Below are 17,854 nucleotides of genomic sequence, written 5' to 3' on the forward strand. Positions count from 1 at the left end.
ATGCCGCGGGCCGTGGCCTGCAGGCCGGCCGCCGCGGTCGAGACCTGCGCGACGATCCCGCCGACGGCGTCGGCGAAGCGGTCGGCGACCTGCCGCATCGCGAGGCCGCGCTGGCGCTCCGCGTCCTGCCGGGCCGCCTCGGCCTCGGCCTCGAGCTGCCGGGTGCGGATCAGGTTGTCCTTGAACACCTGCACGGCGCGGGCCATGGCGCCGATCTCGTTGCGCCGCCGGAGGCCCGGGACGGCAACGGCGGAATCCCCGGCCGCGAGGGCCTCCATGGCCGCGGTGATCCGCCGGATCGGCCGGAGCACGCCGCGGAACAGGGCGAGCAGCCCGAGGGCGACGAGCAGCAGGGTCGCGACCAGGGCCGCCCCGTCGCGCCACAGGGTGCTCCGCGCCGCCCCCGACAGGGCCTCGGCCCGCGCGACCATCTCGTCGAGGCAGACGAAGGCGAGGTCGACGAGGGTCACCTGCTCGGGCGTGTCGAGCTTGCGCGCCTGGGCGAGCGTCAGGCCCGGCGGCGCGCCGCGAGCCAGGGCCTGCGCCACGGCGCGCCGGCGGGCGAGGGGGGCGCCCTCGAAATTGTTCTCCCGGGCTCGCTGGAACGCGGCCTGGACCGTCCCGGACGCCTCGGCCGCGGCCTCGATCGCCGCGTTCCAGGCCGCGTCGAGCCGTCCCCGCTCCTCGGCGGCCGCGACGGTCTCGTCGAGCGACCAGGACGCCCCGGCGGCCAGGGACGTCTGCACGCGCAGCGCGACGGCGCCGTTGGCCATGCGCGTCGCCCACGCCGCCCGTTTCAGGGCGAGGTCGCGCCGGAGGAGCCCGTCGGACAGCGGGATTGCGGCGTCCACGGCGTCGCTCGTGGCGATCAGGGCATCGAGCATGGCCTGGAGGGCGGCCCGGGCCTCCGCCGTCACCGCGCCGTCGCGACGCGCACCCGGCACGTCCAGGGCGGCGTCGACCCGCGGCCGGAGGCGGTCGAGGCGGCCGCTCGCCTCGTGCAGCCGGCCGAGGGTCGCCGCCACGGCGGGGAGTTCGAGGCCGTCGAAGAGCGGCTGGGCCGCGGCGAGCCCCGCGATGGCCCGCTGCCGGTCGGCGTAGAGCGACGCGCGGGTCTCGGCCTCGACGGGCTCGGCGGCGGCGAGGAACTGCAGCGTCGCGCCCCGCTCGAACCGGGTCACGTTCAGCGTCTGGAGGAGGGCGCGGCTCGCCCGCACCAGCGCGATGACCCGCTCGGCCTCGGCGGCGTGCTGCCGCGCCTCCCGCACGGTGCCCGTCGCGAAGCCGAGCATGATCGTGGCCATGACGACGAGGACGAGGCTCATGGTCGTCCGGATGGACAGGTCCCCTACGCGCATCGTGCCTCGGCTCCGGTCGCCCAATCGGTCGGGCATACCAGATCATAGCAAGATTTTCTCCGCACATCCGTGACAATTCGGGCAGACTCAGGCACAAAATTGTCTTAAAATTTCCCCTTCCGAATTATTTATCTGCAAAACGACCGGATAATGGTCGGGCACAAGCGCATATATTCTCAGTCACCAATCGATCGGACGCGGATTTTTTGCAGAAACACTTTTATCTTCCCTGTGCGCAACGACACTCACGCTCGGAACGGCGCGCCGTCCGAGGGGTCTCGCGTCCCTCTCAGGGGGCGCCGCGTCAGCCGGCCAGAAGCGCGGCGAAATGGGCGACGAGCCGCCGGGCGACCTCGTCCTTGCCGAGGCGCGGCCAGGTCTCCACGGCGCCGTCCCGCCGGATCAGGTGCACCGTGTTGTCGACGCCGCCCATGACGCCGCCCTCGGCCGACACGTCGTTGGCCACGATGAGGTCGCAGCCCTTCCGGGCGATCTTCGCCCGGGCGTGCTCGACCACCGTGTCGGTCTCGGCCGCGAACCCGACCACGAGGGGCGGGCGCCCGGCCGGCCGGCGCGCGATCGTGGCGAGGATGTCGGGGTTCTCGACCAGCGGCATCGGCGCCGGCCCGGTGCCGTCCTTCTTGATCTTCTTGCTGCCCGCCTCCTGCTCCGGGCGCCAGTCGGCGACCGCGGCGGCGAAGACCGCGATGTCGGCCGGCAGCGCTTCCTCGACGGCGGCCAGCATCTGCCGGGCGGTCTCGACCCGCACGACGGCGACGCCCGGCGGGTCGGGGAGCGCCACCGGCCCGGAGACCAGGGTCACGGCGGCGCCGGCCGCGGCGGCGGCGGCCGCGATGGCGTGGCCCTGGCGGCCCGAGGAGCGGTTGGCGATGTAGCGGACGGGGTCGATCGGCTCGTGGGTGGGGCCCGAGGTCACGAGCACGCGCCGGCCGGTCAGGGGCCTGTCCCCGCTCGGGGTGCCGAGCATCCGCTCCAGCGCGTCGGCGATCTCGTTGGGCTCGGCCATCCGGCCGGGTCCGGATTCGGGCTCGGCCATCCGGCCGGCATTCGGCCCGACGATCAGGACGCCGTCGCCCTCCAGGACCGCGCGGTTCCGGCGGGTGGCGGGATGCGCCCACATCTGGACGTTCATGGCCGGCGCGATCAGGATCGGCAGGGTTGTGGCCAGCAGGACCGTGGTCGCGAGGTCGGCCGCGTGGCCGCCGGCCATGCGGGCCATCAGGTTGGCGGTCGCGGGCGCCACCACCACGGCATCCGCCTGACGGGCGAGCTTGATGTGACCGATCTCGGCCTCGGAGGCGCGGTCGAACAGGTCGGTATGCGCCCGCTCACCGGCGAGCGCGGCCGCCGCCAGCGGCGTCACGAATTCCTGCGCCCCCGCGGTCAGCACCGGGCAGACGCTGGCGCCCCGCTCGCGCAGCCGCCGGATCAGGTCGAGGGCCTTGTAGGCCGCGATGCCGCCGCCGATGACGAGGAGGACGCGGCGATGGGCGAGGGTCTCGGTCATACCGCCGACCCTCTGCGCGCCGGCGCGCGCGCGTCAAGCCGCCTCAGGCGGCGGCCGGGACGGCGGGCGCCTTCAGGCCGCCGAACCGGCGCTCCCGGCGGCCGAACTCGGCCACGGCCTCGGCGAGGTCGTCGGGTCCGAAATCGGGCCACATCCGCTCGGTGAACAGCAACTCGGCGTAGGCCGCCTCCCACAGCATGAAGTCGGAGAGGCGGCGCTCGCCGCCGGTGCGGATCAGCAGGTCGACATCCACCGGGGAGCCGTGCATCGGGCCGGCCACCAGCTTGCCGAAGCTCTCGCGCGTCGGCTCCTCGCCGGCGAGGCGCTGCGCCGCCGCGATGATCGCGTCGCGGGCCGAGTAGTCGACGCAGATCCGCAGATGCAGCCGGGTCCCCGCCGCCGTGGCGGCCTCGGCGGCCGCGATCGCCTGTGGGATGCCGTCGGGCAGACGGTCGCGCCGACCGACGACGCTGAGACGGGTGCCGGTGCGGGCGAGGCGCTGGGTCTCGTTGCGCAGGTACGAGCGCAGGAGCCGCATCAGGCCGCCGACTTCCTCGGCCGGCCGCTGCCAGTTATCCGCCGAGAAGGCGTACAGCGTGAGCGTGCCGATGCCGTGATCCGGGCACGCCTCGGCGGTGCGGCGGATCGCCTCGACGCCCCGGTGGTGGCCGGCCAGCCGCGGCAGGCCGCGCTGCGTCGCCCAGCGCCCGTTGCCGTCCATGATGATCGCGGCGTGCAGGGCTCCCGGCACCGCTTCGCTTTGCATCGTAAAGTCTCCCGGCATGGGCGTGGCGTAGAGGTCTATCGAAACGGGATTAACATTCCCGGCGGGACGGGCGGTCTCACGCCGTTTTCGTGGCCGGATCGAGGCCGCGGACACCGGATTCGGGGCCGCGCTCGGCCGCCTCCGCGGCGTCGCGCACCACCTGCTCCAGCACGCCGAGATAGCCGATGAAGCGCCGACGCCCGACCGCCGTGAGGCGGCAGATCGTCTGCGACCGGTTCTGCGCGAAGCGCTTCTCGAGGCTCACCAGATCCGCCTCGCTCAGAACGGCCAGATGGCGGCTGAGATTGCCGTCGGTCAGCCTGCACAGCCGCTTGAGATCCGGGAAGGGCAGCCCCTTCGGGTGCGCCACCAGGGATGTCAGCACGCTCAGGCGCGCCCGCTCGTGGATGATCCTGTCGAGCCCCTCGTAGGAGAAGCGCCCCTCGGAACGGTCAGCGGTCGTCATCGAAGGCCCGGGCCCCGTGATGGATGATCCCGGCCAGCCACGCCTGGCCGAACAGGAAGGGCAGGCCCATCGTCCAGGGCGACAGGGCCCGCGTCTCGGCCGAGACCGCCAGCACGGCGAGCCCGGCGAGCAGGTACCAGGCCCCGACGCCCTGGACCGCCCGGGGCAGGATCCGCGCCGAGGCGAAGAGGCCGAGGCCGACCAGAACCTGCCAGAGACCCGGCAGCATCCAGACCTCGCCGGGCGCGAAGCGGGCGATGACCAGGGCGAGGCAGGCCCCCGCGCCCGCGGCCGGCAGGAACACCTCGATGGCGTTCCACACCATCGCGTCGGCGAGGCCGGAATGCAGGCGCCGGCTGCGCCGGACCGCCTCGACGCCGATCATCGCGAAGGCCGCGAGGGCCGCCGCGATCCAGAGGCCGAAGAACAGGCCCGGCCGCGCCGCGGGATCGCCGAGCCACAGGGCCTGCCCCGCCGCGCAGGCGAGCGCGAGGCCGCCGGTGCCGGCGACCGTCGCCGCGCCCAAGCCGCGGAACGCCGTATCGCGGGCGATCTGCGAGCGGATGGCCACGATGTCGGCCAGCGCCTTGTCCAGGTCCTGCATGTGCCTCAAGCCCCCGGCCGCAGCATGCCGCACACCCCACTTTGCACCGCAAAGTATCGACGGGGTCGGCCCACCGCAAGCCGATTTCCGCGCGCGCATGCCGATCTTCTCAGCATCCGGGACCGCGGTCGAGTTCGCCCCCGGGTGAATTCTACCTATCGGTTGTATTCGCCACACCGTCTTTAGTGGAACGCCACGGCGCTCCGTGGCCGGTCATCGGCATGGCCGGCGGCGGACGAAAGCCGTCAAACCGCACCCGCGCAGGGTTTCTCGGAGCGCGATCCGGGCCCATATTGTTCTCATGCCCGCACCGAAGAAACCGCGCGCCGCCTCCGTGACGGCCACGTCCGCCAAGGCGTCGAAGCCCGAGCTGAAGCCCCTGGACACCTATCTGGCGGAGCTTCTGAACCCGGCGCTCAACCGGAACCGTCCGGCCACCGTCGAGCCGCCCCCCGAGGCGCCGGCACGGCCGGGCCGCAAGGCGGGGGGCAGGAAGGGCAACCCGAAGGACGGGGTGCCCGCGGCCGCGACCCGGAGGGCCGAGATCGCCCGCGACGGCTTCGCGGAGGCACCCCAGGCGGGCTACGCGCTCGGCGACGCGGCCGATGTCGACCCCCGTCTGGCGCAGGCGCTCGGCCTGACGCCGCCCGAGGACGGCCCCGCGCCGGAGGGCGCCGAGCTGCCGGATCCCGGCGGCGACGGCGGCGCCTCGGCGACGGTGAGCGCGCTGGAGCGGCTGCTCACCGAGGGCAACCCGCTGTTCAAGGACGGCAAGACCTGGACGCCCCACCGGCCGGAGCGGCCGCAGAAATCCGAGGGCGGCGTCCGGTTCACGCTCAAGTCGGAATTCACGCCGGCCGGCGACCAGCCCCGGGCGATCGCCGAGCTCGTCGGCGGCGTGCAGGCGCTGGAGCGCGACCAGGTGCTGCTCGGCGTCACCGGCTCGGGCAAGACCTTCACGATGGCCAAGATCATCGAGGAGACGCAGCGCCCGGCGCTGATCCTCGCGCCCAACAAGACGCTGGCGGCGCAGCTCTACGGGGAGTTCAAGGCTTTCTTCCCCGACAACGCGGTCGAGTACTTCGTCTCCTACTACGACTACTACCAGCCCGAGGCCTACGTCCCACGCTCCGACACGTTCATCGAGAAGGAATCCTCGATCAACGAGCAGATCGACCGGATGCGCCACGCCGCCACCCGCGCCCTGCTGGAGCGGGACGACGTGATCATCGTCGCCTCGGTCTCGTGCATCTACGGCATCGGCTCGGTCGAGACCTACACGGCGATGTCGTTCACGGTCTCCCTCGGCGAGCGGATCGAGCAGCGCCAGTTGATCGCCGACCTCGTGGCCCTGCAGTACAAGCGGATCCAGTCCGACTTCGCCCGCGGCACCTTCCGGGTGCGGGGCGACTCGATCGAGCTATGGCCGGCCCACCTGGAGGATCGCGGCTGGCGGATCGGCCTGTTCGGCGACGAGGTCGAGAGCATCGTCGAGTTCGACCCGCTCACCGGCAAGACCATCTCCGAACTGAAGTTCGTGAAGGTCTACGCCAACTCGCACTACGTGACGCCGCGCCCGACGCTGCAGCAGGCGATCAAGGGCATCAAGCACGAGCTGAAGGGCCGGATCGAGGAGCTGACCCGGATGGGCCGGCTGATCGAGGCGCAGCGGATCGACCAGCGCTGCACCTTCGACATCGAGATGATCGAGGCGACCGGCGCCTGCAACGGCATCGAGAACTACTCGCGCTACCTCACCGGCCGGAAGCCCGGCGAGCCGCCGCCGACCCTGTTCGAGTACCTGCCCGACAACGCCCTGGTCTTCACCGACGAGAGCCACGTCACCGTGCCGCAGATCGGCGGCATGTACCGGGGCGACTTCCGCCGCAAGGCGACGCTCGCGGAGTACGGCTTCCGGCTGCCCTCCTGCCTCGACAACCGACCGCTGCGCTTCGAGGAGTGGGACGCGATGCGGCCGATGACGGTCCACGTCTCGGCGACGCCCGGCAAGTGGGAGATGGAGCAGACCGGCGGCGTCTTCGCCGAGCAGGTCATCCGCCCGACCGGCCTCGTCGACCCGGTGATCGAGGTGCGCCCCGCCCGCAGCCAGGTGGACGACCTGCTGGGCGAGGTCCGGGAGGTGGCGCAGGCCGGCTACCGGACCCTCGTCACCACGCTCACCAAGCGCATGGCCGAGGACCTCACCGAGTACCTGCACGAGAACAGCGTGCGGGTGCGCTACATGCACTCCGACATCGACACGCTGGAGCGGATCGAGATCATCCGCGACCTGCGGCTCGGCGCCTTCGACGTGCTGATCGGCATCAACCTGCTGCGCGAGGGCCTCGACATCCCGGAATGCGCCCTGGTGGCGATCCTCGACGCCGACAAGGAGGGCTTCCTCCGCTCGGAGACCTCGCTGATCCAGACGATCGGCCGCGCCGCCCGCAACGCCGACGCGCGCTGCATCCTCTACGCGGACAATATCACCGGCTCGATGGAGCGGGCGATGGCCGAGACCGAGCGCCGACGCGCCAAGCAGCTCGCCTACAACGCCGAGCACGGGATCACGCCGCAGAGCGTGAAGCGCGGCATCGCCGACATCCTGAGCAGCGTGTTCGAGCGCGACCATGTGCAGGTCGATACCGGTCTGGCCAAGGACGCGATCACGGTCGGCCACAACCTCAAGGCCGTCATGGCGGACTTGGAGAAGCGCATGCGTGCGGCGGCCGCAGACCTCGACTTCGAGGAGGCGGCGCGGCTGCGCGACGAGCTGAAGCGGCTCCAGGCGACCGAGCTGCTGGTCTCCGACGACCCGATGGCCCGGCAGGGCGACGTGGAGCGCGAGGCCGGCAAGTTCGGCCGGAAGCCGCCGCGCGGGGCAGGGGGCAGCCGCATCGCCAAGCCCGACCTCGACAATATGGGCCCGGGCACGGACCGAGAGCTGCCGGTGGGCGGCGCGGCGCCGGTCTGGCAGGAGCGGCCGAAGCCGCGCTCGACGCAGGGGCTCGGCGGTCAGAAGCCCAAGTACAAGGGCGGCGGTGGGCGACGGCGGGGCTGACCCGGCCGCCGGGACCTCAGGCGGCCTCGCTGCCGCGGCCGAGGCCGTGTCCCGACCCGGCCTCGCCGGCATCGACGATGGCCTGCGCGATCCGGACCACGAGGACGTGGCAGGCCTCGTCGTAGGCGTTGGAATCCGCGCGGACCGCCGCCTCGACGACGGTCCCCGCCTGCTCGCGCACGATCTCGCGGGCGGTGCGCAGCGCGTCGGCGTAGGGCTCAAACGGTCGGGGCATCGTCGCGCTCCGGAGACGCCGGGCCTGGCCCGGATAGGCGGCTGGAACGAGCCGGGCGACGAAACTGTTCCCCCGGCCGCTGGACGTCGATGCCGCAGCGGCCCAGATCAGCCGTGATGAGTGACGAGCACGCGATGGCCTCAGAGACGAACCCGCCCCCGACCCTCGACGACGAGACCCTGGCCTTCGCGGGCCGGGTCTTCCAGTACGCGCGGATGGGTCACGCCGAGGAGCTCGCCGACCTGTTCGGGCAGGGGCTGCCGGCGAACCTGCGCAACGACAAGGGCGACAGCCTGCTGATGCTCGCCGCCTATAACGGTCAGGCGGAGGCCGCCCGGGTGATCCTGGAGGCCGGCGGCGACCCGGAACTCGCCAACGACCGCGGCCAGACGCCGCTCGCCGGCGCGGCCTTCAAAAACGACCTCGCCGTCGCGCAGCTCCTGCTCCGGCACGGGGCCGCGGTGGACGGGACCGGCGACGGCACCCGCACGGCGCTGATGACCGCCGCCATGTTCGACCGCACCGAGATGGTCGACCTGCTCCTGCAACACGGCGCCGACCCGGATCGCCGCGACGCCTCCGGCCAGAGCGCCGCCGACATGGCCCGGGCGATGGGCGCCCAGGCGACGCCGGCGCAGCTCGACGGGGCGCCCCGGCGGCAGGCGTGAGGCCGCGTCGCGAGAAGACCTGTTCGGGCGCGACAGGCGCCGCACACGGGAGCACAACCTTGTCGCGATGGATCGGGGCCGCCCTGCTGGCCTGCCTTGCCGGAACTGCCTCCCTCGGTACGGCCTCCGCCGCCGAGACGCCCTGGCCGGCCTTCGGACACGACCCGAGCAACCGCAACTTCTCCGAGCTAACCCAGATCAACCGCGACACGGTCGGCCGGCTGCGTCCCGCCTGGATCTTCCAGACCGGGGTCACCGGCTACTTCCAGGCCCAGCCGGTGATGGTGGACGGCACCCTCTACGTCTCCACGACGCAGAACAACGTCGCCGCCCTCGACGCGAAGACCGGCAAGCCGCTCTGGACCTACACCCACAAGCCGCGCACCGAGAAGATCTTCGGCCCGCCCTCCAACCGCGGGGTCGCGGTTTCGGGGGGCCTCGTCTTCGAGGCGACCATGGACGGGCAGCTGATCGCCCTGGACGCCAGGACCGGCCGGATCGTCTGGGAGAAGGAGGCGGTGCGCCCGGAGGAGGGCGAGACCGAGACCGCCTCGGGCCTCGCCGCGACCCTCGGCGGCAAGCCCGTCCAGGGTTCGAGCCGCCTCGGCTTCAAGATGCCGCCGCTCGTCGCCGACGGGCTCGTCATCGTCGGCGTCACCGGCGCCGGCTACGGCCTCCACATCGAGGACGAGGCGGGCGGCCTCGACGGCGGCTCGGTGGTCGGCATCGAGGGCGGATACGGGCGGCGCGGCTGGCTCGCGGCCTACGACGCGAGGACCGGCGAGGAACGATGGCGCTGGTACGTGACGCCCTCGGAGGGCTGGGAGGGCGGCTTCGTGGAGAAGACCGCCGACGGCACGCCGCTCCACCGCGACATCGCCGCCGAGAAGGCGGCGGCCCCCGCCAACCGCGACGCCTGGCGGGTGGGCGGCGGCTCCCTCTGGATGACGCCCGCCTACGACCCCGATCTCGGCCTGATCTTCCTCGGCACCGGCAACCCGGCGCCGCAGAATTTCGGCCTGTCGCGCCCGGGGGACAATCTCTACACGATGTGCCTCGTCGCCCTCGACGTGAAGACCGGGAAGCTGCGCTGGTACTACCAGCAGGTGCCGCACGACGAGTGGGGCTACGACGTCGCCGCGCCACCCTTCCTGCTGGACATGCCGGGCGGCACCAGGGCGGTGGCCTCGGCGAGCAAGACCGGCTGGATCTACGTCCACGACCGCGCCACGGGGAAGCTGCTCGCGCGCTCGGCCCCGCTGATCGAGCAGAAGAACCTGTTCGCGCCGCCGACCCCGCAGGGCACCGTGGTGGCGCCCGGCCCGCTCGGCGCGGTCTCGTGGCCGCCCACCGCCTATGACGGGACGCGCGCCTACGTGCAGGTCCGCCACGGGGCGACGACCTACACGGTGAAGACCGTGCCGGCCGCCGCGGGGCGTCCGGAGATCCGCTACACGGAGACCGGGGAGGCCAGGGGCGAGCCGTCCTTCAGCACGCTCACGGCCGTCGATCTCGCGGACGGCGGCCGGATCGCGTGGTCGGTGCGCGGCGCGAGCCGCCTCTCCGGGGGCACCCTGGCGACCGCCGGCGGGCTCGTCTTCTCGGGCGAGGAGGACGGCCATCTCGACGCCCACGACGCGCGGGACGGCCGGATTCTCTGGCGCTTCCAGTGCGGGGCCGGCATCAGCGGGCCGGCGATGACCTACGCGCTGGACGGCAAGCAGTACGTCGCGGTGGCGGCGGGCGGCGCCTCGTTCACCAGGGCGTCGGGCTTCGGCACCGGCGACGCGCTGCTGGTCTTCGCACTGCCCGATTGACCGCGGCCGGCCAACAGCGCGGACGGATGTCGCGGCGCGCCGGACTCTCGACGCTGCGGCGGGACGGGACGCCCCCGCGCGGCCCCTTGGCTAGTGGGCCACGAAGAGGGACAGCGCGCACAGGGCACTCGCGCCCAGTGCGAACGTCACGTCGGTCCAAGCGAAACGAGCCCTGCCAGGCATGCAGAATCTCCGCGCGAATACCGACCAACAAATTCCCGGACAAGTTGTTGCCGTCCGCTACCGGACAGAAGCCTCGCGGACGGTGGCCGGAGACGTTCGAGGAGGCAGGCCGGGACGGGTACGCTCACGACGCGCGGCCTTCCGCGGCCGGCGCGTGATGTCCGGGCGCCCGGGGCGCTTCAGCCCGCCGCGACGGCGTAGCGGGTGCGCAGGCGCAGGCCGAACACCGCCATCATGAACATGCAGCAGGTGGCGTTGTTGCCGTTGTAGAGCACCGTCTCGAAGGAGGCCGAGACCAGCCCGAGGAACCACAGCCTCAGGAACAGCAGGGTCTCCGCGTCGAGGCGCGTCCCGCCGGCCACGCGCTGCAGGTCGCGCACCGGGGCGAGCACGAAGGCCACCACGGTCAGGGCGAGGAACGGCAGGCCGCCGATCAGCGCGGTGTCGAGATAGGCGTTGTGGGCGTGGTCGACGGTGTTGACCCAGGTCAGCGCCTCGGAGCCGGCATACATGGTCCGCTCGGTCATCCAGAAGGCGCCGATCCCCCAGCCGCGCCAGGGCCGGATCATGATGTTGTCGATGGCGAACTGCCAGATCTCGCTGCGGCCCGTGAAGGTCGCGTCGGTGAGCAGCGACCCCACCGCCTCCTGGATCGGCGGCGCGAGCACCGAGCCGATCGAGATCAGCGAGAACCCGATCACCGGGCCGAGGAGCAGCAGGCGGCGCAGGAACCCGCCGGTCAGGACCTGGCACAGGCCGGTCACGGTGAGGATCACCGGCAGGAGCAGGATCGCGGTCTTGGAGCCGCTCGCCACTAGGAACCCGGCTGCCAGGAGCACGATCGCCCAGCCGAGGACGCGGCTCGCCACCCTGGCGACGTAGAGGCCCACGATCACCAGGATCACCATGGCGGCACCGGCCTCGTTCTTCTGCGGGAAGATCCCGCGCCAGAGGCCCGGGTGGCTCGGATCGGAATTGACGTCGAAGGCCGAGTGGATCGCGAGGTTCGGCACGAAGGCGACCGCGAGGTAGGAGGCGAGCACGATGACCAGGGCGGACCCGGCCATGGTCAGCGCCAGCTGGCGGGGCGAGCGGGCCACGATCAGCACGCCCGCCGAGAGCATCGCCGCGATGGCGAAGAGCGCGAGCCGCCGCAGCGACAGGCTGGGCTCGACGGAGAGCAGCGCCGTCGCCCCGAGCCAGAGGGCGCAGAGCACGAGGGGGCGGGTCACCAGGGGGCGGAGGTGGCGCACGCCGATCCGGTGGATCGCCGCCGCCATGGCGGCGCCGGCGCTGAGGAACAGGATCTGCGTCAGCAGGCTGCCGTCCTCGGAGGCCGCGAGCATCGACCGGTCGGACAGGTCCTTCAGCCAGACGTGGTTCCAGAGCAGGACGAAGACGGCCCCGTTCAGGAGCACGCGCAGAACGTCCGGCACGTCGCGGCCCGCGACGCCGCGCTGCCGCCCGTCGGCCGGGATCCCGATCGCCGCGTCCGCAGAAGCCATGCCGTCCCACCGCGAGGCCGCGCCGCGCGGCCAGGACCATTCTAGCGGCCCGCAGGTGCGGGGCGATGGAAAATCAGATGTTGCACCCCGCGATCGCGCGATAACCTTGACGCGATCCAGGCGGGGTCAGCGCCGCATCGTGTACTGAGAGCGGCCGGCGGATTGCCGCATCAGGAAGGACGCCATCTCGGCCAGTTCCGGCGCCTTCGAGCGGAAGGTGACGGACAGCGCCAGCAGCGTGTCCTTGTGGTCGAGGCCCGGGTAGAGCCGCTCCTGGACCGGGACGTGCTCGGCCCGCAGCTTGGCAGCGAGGCTGACCGTGTGCCGCGGCTTCACCACGGTGTCGGCGTCGCCGGTCGCCAGGAAGGCGGGGGGCGAGAGCGGGCCCACGAAGGCGACGGGCTGCGTGGCCTCCGGATCGGGCGCCTTGCCGAACACCTTGACGGTGGTGTCCTGGTCGAACGGCAGGAAGTCGTAGGGGCCGGACAGGCCGGCGACGGCCTTGATCACCTTGGGATCGACCCCGGCGGCGATCACGTAGCGCGGGTCGAGGCCGAGCATCACGGCGTTGTAGGCGCCCGCCGAGTGGCCGGCGAGCACGATGCGGCGCGGGTCGCCGCCGTATCCGGCGATGTTGTCGCGCACCCACGCGATGGCCTCGGCGCCGTCCTCGAGGAAGCCGGGGAACGGCGCCTCCGGGTAGAGCCGGTAATCGGGCAGCACCGTGACGAAGCCCTGCGCCGCGAGGGCGTGCCCGACGAAGGCGTAGTCGTCCTTGGCGCCGCTCTGCCAGGAGCCGCCGTAGAAGAACACCAGGACCGGCGCGTTCTCGGCGCCCGCGGTGGGAACGTAGACGTCGAGCCGCCGCCGCGGACCCTCGCCGAAGGGCTGGTCCTTCGCGGCGAGCCGCCCCCCCGGATCGCGCGGGCCGATCGCGTCGAACAGCGCGAGCGGCGAGGCAGCGGTGAAGCCGAACGCGGCGAGCCCGAGGCAGAGGAGGCTAGCGAGCGCGGTGAGGAGACGTGTCATATCCCATCCGGTTGTCCCGACCGGGCCATACCGCACCGCCCTCGGGGCGGATTGATGACGCTCTCGGGGCGGATCACGAAAAATCAGGTCCGCAGCACGAAGCAGGCGCCGCCGACCTTGCGGATGCGGCCGCACAGGTCGTCGGCCGCCTGCCGGCTCTGCGCCGGGATGCGGATCCGGTAGAAGGCGCGGGTCCCGCGGTTGCGCAGGCGCGTGCCGATGATCATCGGCCGCACCTCGCCGATCACCCCCGCGTAGGCGCTCCGCGCGCGGTTGAAGCTCTGCAGCGCCAGAGCCTTGGAGAAGTTGCCGGCGAGCTGGATGCCCCAGGGGGCGGCCGGCCCCTCGTTGAGGCCGAGGGCGAAGCGGTCGCCGCGCGACGGGACGCGCAGGCTGGCGGTGACCTGCAGGCAGGTCTGCGGCGCTTCCGGCTTGGTCTCCCTCTTGGCCTCCCCCTTGGCCTCCTTCTGGTCCGTCGCGTCCTTCTGACCCTTTGCCTCGGACTTGCTCTCGGACTTGCTCTCGGACTTGCTCTCGGACTTGCCGTCGGACTTGGCGGGCGCGCCGCCCTCCGGGAACTCGATCGCCTTGCCGGGGCCGGTCCGCCAGTCGTCCACCGGCTGGCCGGTGATGTTGGCCACGTAGGCCCGCGTCTCGGCGGGCAGGCCGCCGTCGCCGGCGAGCCACTTGCTCACCCGCGCGGCGCCGCCGTTATAGGCCGCGGCGGCGAGGCCCAGATTGCCGAACTGGGTCCTCAGGTCGGCGAGCAGGTGGGCCGCGTGCGGGATCGCCTGCTCGGGATCGAACGGGTCGAGGAGGCCGCGCTCCCGGGCGGTCCCGGGCATGAACTGCGCGACGCCCTGCGCGCCGGCCGGACTCACCACCCCGACGCGAAAACTGCTCTCGCGCCAGATCAGGCGCGTCAGGAACGGTACCGGCAGGCCGCGGGCCTTGGCCGAGTCGTCGATGAGGCGGCACAGGGCCTGCTCGACGGTCTCGGTCGCCCCCTCGGACGGGGCGGCCGCGGCCGGCTGCGCGCAGGCGAGGGCGAGGAGAAGCGCGCCGAGGCGCAGGGGCGGGGCGGTCACGCCGCGCATGTAGCGACGCGCGGGGGCGGATCAATCCGCGCGGCCAACCTTCCTGGGGGAACATCCGGCCCCGGCGCGCGAGCGTTGCACCTTTGCACACTGGCGCGACCGGGCCGCGCCGTCGTAGCGTCCCGGGCTCAGAGAGCCGCCTCCGACGCGGCCCGATGGGAGGAACCGCCGATGTCCGATCCGGCAACCCTGCGCGGCCTGTCCGGCCTGAGCCCCGCGCCGGCCCCGCTCAGGGGCTCGGCGCTCGTGATGATCGACCTGCAGCAGACCTACCGGGAGGGCGTGATGCGGCTCGACGGCGTCGAGCCCGCGCTCCGGGAGGCGGCGGCGCTCCTGCGACGGGTGCGCGAGGCCAGGATCCCGGTAATCCATGTCCGCCACGATGCCGGGCCGGGCACGCCCTACGACGTGACCGCCCCGATCGGCCAGATCAGCCCGGAGGTGGCGCCGCAGGGCGACGAGCCGGTGATCACCAAGGCCTATCCGAGCTCCTTCGTGGGCACCGACCTCCAGGCGCGGCTCGAGCAGGCCGGCGTGAAGGACGTCGTCCTGGCGGGCTTCATGACGCATATGTGCGTCAACTCCACCGCCCGGAGCGCCTTCAACCTCGGATTCCGCCCCACCGTCGTGGCGGCCGCCACGGCGACGCGGGACCTGCCCGGGCCGGACGGCGCCGTGGTGCCGGCCGCCCAGCTCCAGGCCGCGAGCCTCGCCGCCCTCGGCGACCTGTTCGCCGTGGTCGCGCGCGGGCAGGGCGATATCCCCGACTGAGACGGCGGACCGCTCCCGGCACCGGTCGAGGCCGCGCGATCAGGCCTGGAGCCGCCCGATCTCTGCGATCACCGCCCCGAGGCCCGGCCGCCCGTCGGGATCCGGCCCGGTGCAGGCCCGCGCCAGGGCGCGCAGGGAGTCCGGCGGCGCCGCGCATCGGTCGAGCAGCTCGCCGATCAGGATGCCGACGGCGCGGACCTCGACCCGCGCCAGCGCCGCGCCTTGCGGCCCGTCCGGCAGGGCCGAGGCCGCCCCGAAATCGCTGAGCACGGCTGCGCCGGTCCCGGCATCCCAGAGCGTGTTGTGGGCGTAGACGTCGCCGTGCAGCAGGCCCCGCCTGTGCAGGTGCGCCACCGCCTCGGCCACGGCGCGGGCGATCCGCAGGACCGTGTCGGCGCCGAGACGCAGGTCCGGGTCGTAGACGTCGCGGCTGCAGCTCGCGAGGCTCGGCGGCCCGGCGAGCGCGCGCCAGTGCGCCGGCAGGAGCCGGAGCAGCAGGCCGCGGGCACCGTCGGGATGGCCCTCGAGCCGGCCGAGCGCGCCCGTGAGGGCCGGGTGCGTCCCGGCGGCGAGGCAGGCCTCCATCTCCCGCTCGGGCAGGCCGTCGCTGGTCATCGCGCCCTTGAACAGCTTCAGGGCCACGTCCTCCCCGCCGGCCGGCCCCCGCCACTGCGCCCGGTGGACGCGCCCCGAGGCGCCCTCGCCGAGCAGGTCGCCGACGGCGAGGTCGGCCCACGGCACCGCGGGGGCCGCGACCGGCGCCGTCGCCGGCTCGGCGGGGTTGCCGGCGTAGGCGATCCAGGCGAGGCGGGGCAGGCGCGCGAGCCAGGGCGGGATCGCCGCGAGACGGTTGCAGGCGAGCCGGATCAGCTCGAGATCGTCCGCTCCCGACAGGCTGTCGGGCAGCGCCGTGAGCCGGTTGCCCGCCAGCATCAGCTTCTGCAGGCGCGGCCGCTCGCCGAGGGCGGCGGGCAGCTCCGCGATCGCGTTGTCGGTCAGGGTCAGCCAGCGCAGGTCGCGCGGCAGCGACTCCGCCGGGACCTCGCGGATGCCGCAGCCGCGGAAGCCCAGCTGGCTCAGCGCCGGGCAGGCGCCGAGCACCGGCGGCAGGCGCGCGAACGGGTTGCCGGAGCAGAACAGCACGCGCAGGCGGTGGAGGCGGCCGAGATCGTCCGGCAGGTCGGTGAGGCTGCCCCGGCCGAGATCGAGCACCTCGAGGGTGTCGGCGAGGGCGAAGACCTCGCGCGGCACCTCCGTCAGGCCGTCGGGCAGCCGCAGCTCGCGCGCGCCGCCGAGATCGCCGCGCCGCAGGGCGGCGAGGGTTTCGCGCCGGTCCAAGCCTCAGCCCCGCTTGAAGAAGGCGTCGGCCGCGCCCTGCGCCGCCTGCTTGGCGGCCCGCGCCGCCTCGAGCCGGGCGATCTCGGCGCGCAGGAGCGCGACGCGCTCGTCGAGATCCCCCAGCGAGAGCGTGTCGAGGGGCTGCCCGATCTCGTGGGCAACGGCCTTGCGCGGCCGGTCGTCGTCGTCCCGCACGTCGTGTCCTCCCTACAGGAACGGTGTTCCGGCCCCGTCCCAGGCGAGGCCGAGATGGGCCGCCACGGTGGCGCCGATATCCGCGAAGGTCTCCCGGCGCCCGATCGGCCGGCCGGCCACGCCGGGGCCGAAGGCCAGGACCGGGACCTGCTCGCGGGTGTGGTCGGTCCCGGTCCAGGTCGGATCGTTGCCGTGGTCGGCCGTGATCACCGCGAGGTCGCCCGGCGCCAGCGCCGCCAGGATCTCGGGGATCCGAGCGTCGAACGCCTCCAGCTCCGCGGCGTAGCCCGGCACGTCGCGGCGGTGGCCGTGCTCCGTGTCGAAATCGACGAGGTTGATGAAGATCAGGCCGCCCTCCGGCAGCGTCGCCAGCGCGTCGAGGCCCGCGGTCACGCAGGCCGCGTTCGGGCCCGGCCTGATCTCGCGGCCGGTGGCGCGGTGGGCGAAGATGTCGCCGATCTTGCCGACGCTCACGACCGCGCGGCCGGCCGCCTCGGCGCGGTCGAGCAGCGTGCGCCCGGGCGGGGCGACGGCGAGATCCTTGCGGTTGCCGGTCCGGCGGAAGCCCGCCTCCGGCGAGCCCACGAACGGCCGGGCGATCACCCGGCAGACGCGGTAGGGGTCGCACAGGCGGCGCGCCACCCGGCACAGGTCGTAGAGCCGCTCCAGCCCGAACGCCTCCTCGTGGGCGGCGATCTGGAACACGCTGTCGGCCGAGGTGTAGCAGATCGGCCGGCCGGTCCGGAGATGCTCGGCGCCCAGCGCGTCGATGATCGCGACCCCGGGCGCGTGGCAGTCGCCCAGGATGCCCGGGAGGCCGCCCTCGGCGACGAGCGCGCGGATCAGCTCCGGCGGGAAGGCCGGCCGGGTGTCGGGGAAATGCCCCCAGGGCTCGGTCAGGGGCAGGCCGGCGATCTCCCAGTGGCCGGAGGGCGTGTCCTTGCCGGCGGCCGTCTCCACCGCGTGGCCGTAGGCGCCGCGCGGCGGGCCGGCCGGGGCGAGGTGCGGCGGGATCCGGCCCGAGGCCCCGGCGGCCGCCAGGCCGAGCCCGAGTTCGGCGAGGTGGGGCAGGCGCAGGGGGCCCGCGCGCAGCCCCGCCCGGTCGCCGCGGCCCTCCGCGCAGCGCTCGGCGATGTGCCCCAGCGTGTCCGACCCGGCATCGCCGTAGCGGTCCGCGTCCGGGGCCCCGCCGACGCCCACGGAATCGAGGACGATGATGAGGGCGCGCGCCAC

16 protein-coding genes are annotated in these 17,854 nt (G+C 73.4%); 4 read left to right on the forward strand and 12 right to left on the reverse strand.

Annotated features, from left to right (window positions below):
- From ACQKQD_RS08625 to ACQKQD_RS08645, 5 genes are all read right to left on the reverse strand, one after another.
- A partial coding sequence (locus ACQKQD_RS08625) for a HAMP domain-containing protein (RefSeq protein WP_427508103.1) occupies positions 1–1,358 on the reverse strand: 1,358 nt, incomplete at its 3' end.
- A gap of 304 nt (positions 1,359–1,662) precedes the next feature.
- Entirely contained in the window at positions 1,663–2,886 is a 1,224-nt protein-coding gene (coaBC, locus tag ACQKQD_RS08630; RefSeq protein WP_427508104.1) for a bifunctional phosphopantothenoylcysteine decarboxylase/phosphopantothenate--cysteine ligase CoaBC, read from the reverse strand.
- A 43-nt stretch (positions 2,887–2,929) separates the two neighbouring features.
- Entirely contained in the window at positions 2,930–3,652 is a 723-nt protein-coding gene (locus tag ACQKQD_RS08635) for a di-trans,poly-cis-decaprenylcistransferase (protein ID WP_020093610.1), read from the reverse strand.
- Positions 3,653–3,728: 76 nt separating this feature from the next.
- Positions 3,729–4,118 (reverse strand): transcriptional regulator, encoded by a 390-nt coding sequence (locus ACQKQD_RS08640; RefSeq protein WP_427508105.1) that lies wholly within the window; start codon positions 4,116–4,118, stop codon positions 3,729–3,731.
- Entirely contained in the window at positions 4,105–4,722 is a 618-nt protein-coding gene (locus tag ACQKQD_RS08645) for a hypothetical protein (protein ID WP_020093612.1), read from the reverse strand. Before ACQKQD_RS08645 ends, ACQKQD_RS08640 begins: the two co-directional genes overlap by 14 nt.
- A gap of 301 nt (positions 4,723–5,023) precedes the next feature.
- Here ACQKQD_RS08645 and uvrB point away from each other — a divergent pair, with 301 nt between their 5' ends.
- Positions 5,024–7,783 carry an excinuclease ABC subunit UvrB gene (uvrB, locus tag ACQKQD_RS08650; RefSeq protein ID WP_427508106.1) on the forward strand — a complete coding sequence of 920 codons (2,760 nt, stop codon included), beginning with the start codon at positions 5,024–5,026 and terminating at the stop codon, positions 7,781–7,783.
- Between the two features lie 16 nt (positions 7,784–7,799).
- Here the strand turns inward: uvrB and ACQKQD_RS08655 are convergent, their stop codons facing one another.
- A complete protein-coding gene (locus tag ACQKQD_RS08655; protein WP_427508107.1) occupies positions 7,800–8,018 on the reverse strand; it encodes a hypothetical protein in 219 nt (72 codons plus the stop codon).
- A gap of 134 nt (positions 8,019–8,152) precedes the next feature.
- On the opposite strand from ACQKQD_RS08655, the gene ACQKQD_RS08660 reads away from it, so the two are divergent.
- Positions 8,153–8,686, forward strand: a complete 534-nt coding sequence (locus ACQKQD_RS08660; protein ID WP_020093615.1) for an ankyrin repeat domain-containing protein — start codon at positions 8,153–8,155, stop codon at positions 8,684–8,686.
- A 59-nt stretch (positions 8,687–8,745) separates the two neighbouring features.
- Positions 8,746–10,503 (forward strand): pyrroloquinoline quinone-dependent dehydrogenase, encoded by a 1,758-nt coding sequence (locus tag ACQKQD_RS08665; RefSeq protein ID WP_427508108.1) that lies wholly within the window; start codon positions 8,746–8,748, stop codon positions 10,501–10,503.
- A gap of 362 nt (positions 10,504–10,865) precedes the next feature.
- On the opposite strand, the gene ACQKQD_RS08670 is transcribed toward ACQKQD_RS08665, so the two are convergent.
- The 3 genes from ACQKQD_RS08670 to ACQKQD_RS08680 form a co-directional block, all read right to left on the reverse strand.
- A complete protein-coding gene (locus tag ACQKQD_RS08670; protein ID WP_427508109.1) occupies positions 10,866–12,191 on the reverse strand; it encodes an O-antigen ligase family protein in 1,326 nt (441 codons plus the stop codon).
- A 126-nt stretch (positions 12,192–12,317) separates the two neighbouring features.
- Positions 12,318–13,220: an alpha/beta hydrolase gene (locus ACQKQD_RS08675; RefSeq protein ID WP_042674716.1), complete on the reverse strand. Its 903-nt coding sequence runs from the start codon at positions 13,218–13,220 to the stop codon at positions 12,318–12,320.
- Between the two features lie 83 nt (positions 13,221–13,303).
- The gene (locus tag ACQKQD_RS08680; RefSeq protein WP_427508110.1) at positions 13,304–14,317 is read right to left on the reverse strand and encodes a lytic transglycosylase domain-containing protein; all 1,014 of its coding nucleotides are present in this window, start codon (positions 14,315–14,317) and stop codon (positions 13,304–13,306) included.
- A 171-nt stretch (positions 14,318–14,488) separates the two neighbouring features.
- Between ACQKQD_RS08680 and ACQKQD_RS08685 the strand changes: the two genes are divergently transcribed.
- Positions 14,489–15,088 (forward strand): cysteine hydrolase family protein, encoded by a 600-nt coding sequence (locus tag ACQKQD_RS08685; protein WP_427508111.1) that lies wholly within the window; start codon positions 14,489–14,491, stop codon positions 15,086–15,088.
- A 39-nt stretch (positions 15,089–15,127) separates the two neighbouring features.
- Here the strand turns inward: ACQKQD_RS08685 and ACQKQD_RS08690 are convergent, their stop codons facing one another.
- The 3 genes from ACQKQD_RS08690 to ACQKQD_RS08700 are packed head-to-tail and all read right to left on the reverse strand — an operon-like array spanning position 15,128 to position 17,854.
- The gene (locus tag ACQKQD_RS08690) at positions 15,128–16,426 is read right to left on the reverse strand and encodes a leucine-rich repeat-containing protein kinase family protein (RefSeq protein ID WP_427508112.1); all 1,299 of its coding nucleotides are present in this window, start codon (positions 16,424–16,426) and stop codon (positions 15,128–15,130) included.
- Between the two features lie 3 nt (positions 16,427–16,429).
- Positions 16,430–16,621 carry a DUF1192 domain-containing protein gene (locus ACQKQD_RS08695; RefSeq protein WP_012317818.1) on the reverse strand — a complete coding sequence of 64 codons (192 nt, stop codon included), beginning with the start codon at positions 16,619–16,621 and terminating at the stop codon, positions 16,430–16,432.
- 12 nt (positions 16,622–16,633) lie between these two features.
- Entirely contained in the window at positions 16,634–17,854 is a 1,221-nt protein-coding gene (locus tag ACQKQD_RS08700; protein ID WP_427508113.1) for a phosphopentomutase, read from the reverse strand.

The organism is Methylobacterium sp. NPDC080182 (assembly GCF_050281105.1).
GTDB lineage: Bacteria > Pseudomonadota > Alphaproteobacteria > Rhizobiales > Beijerinckiaceae > Methylobacterium.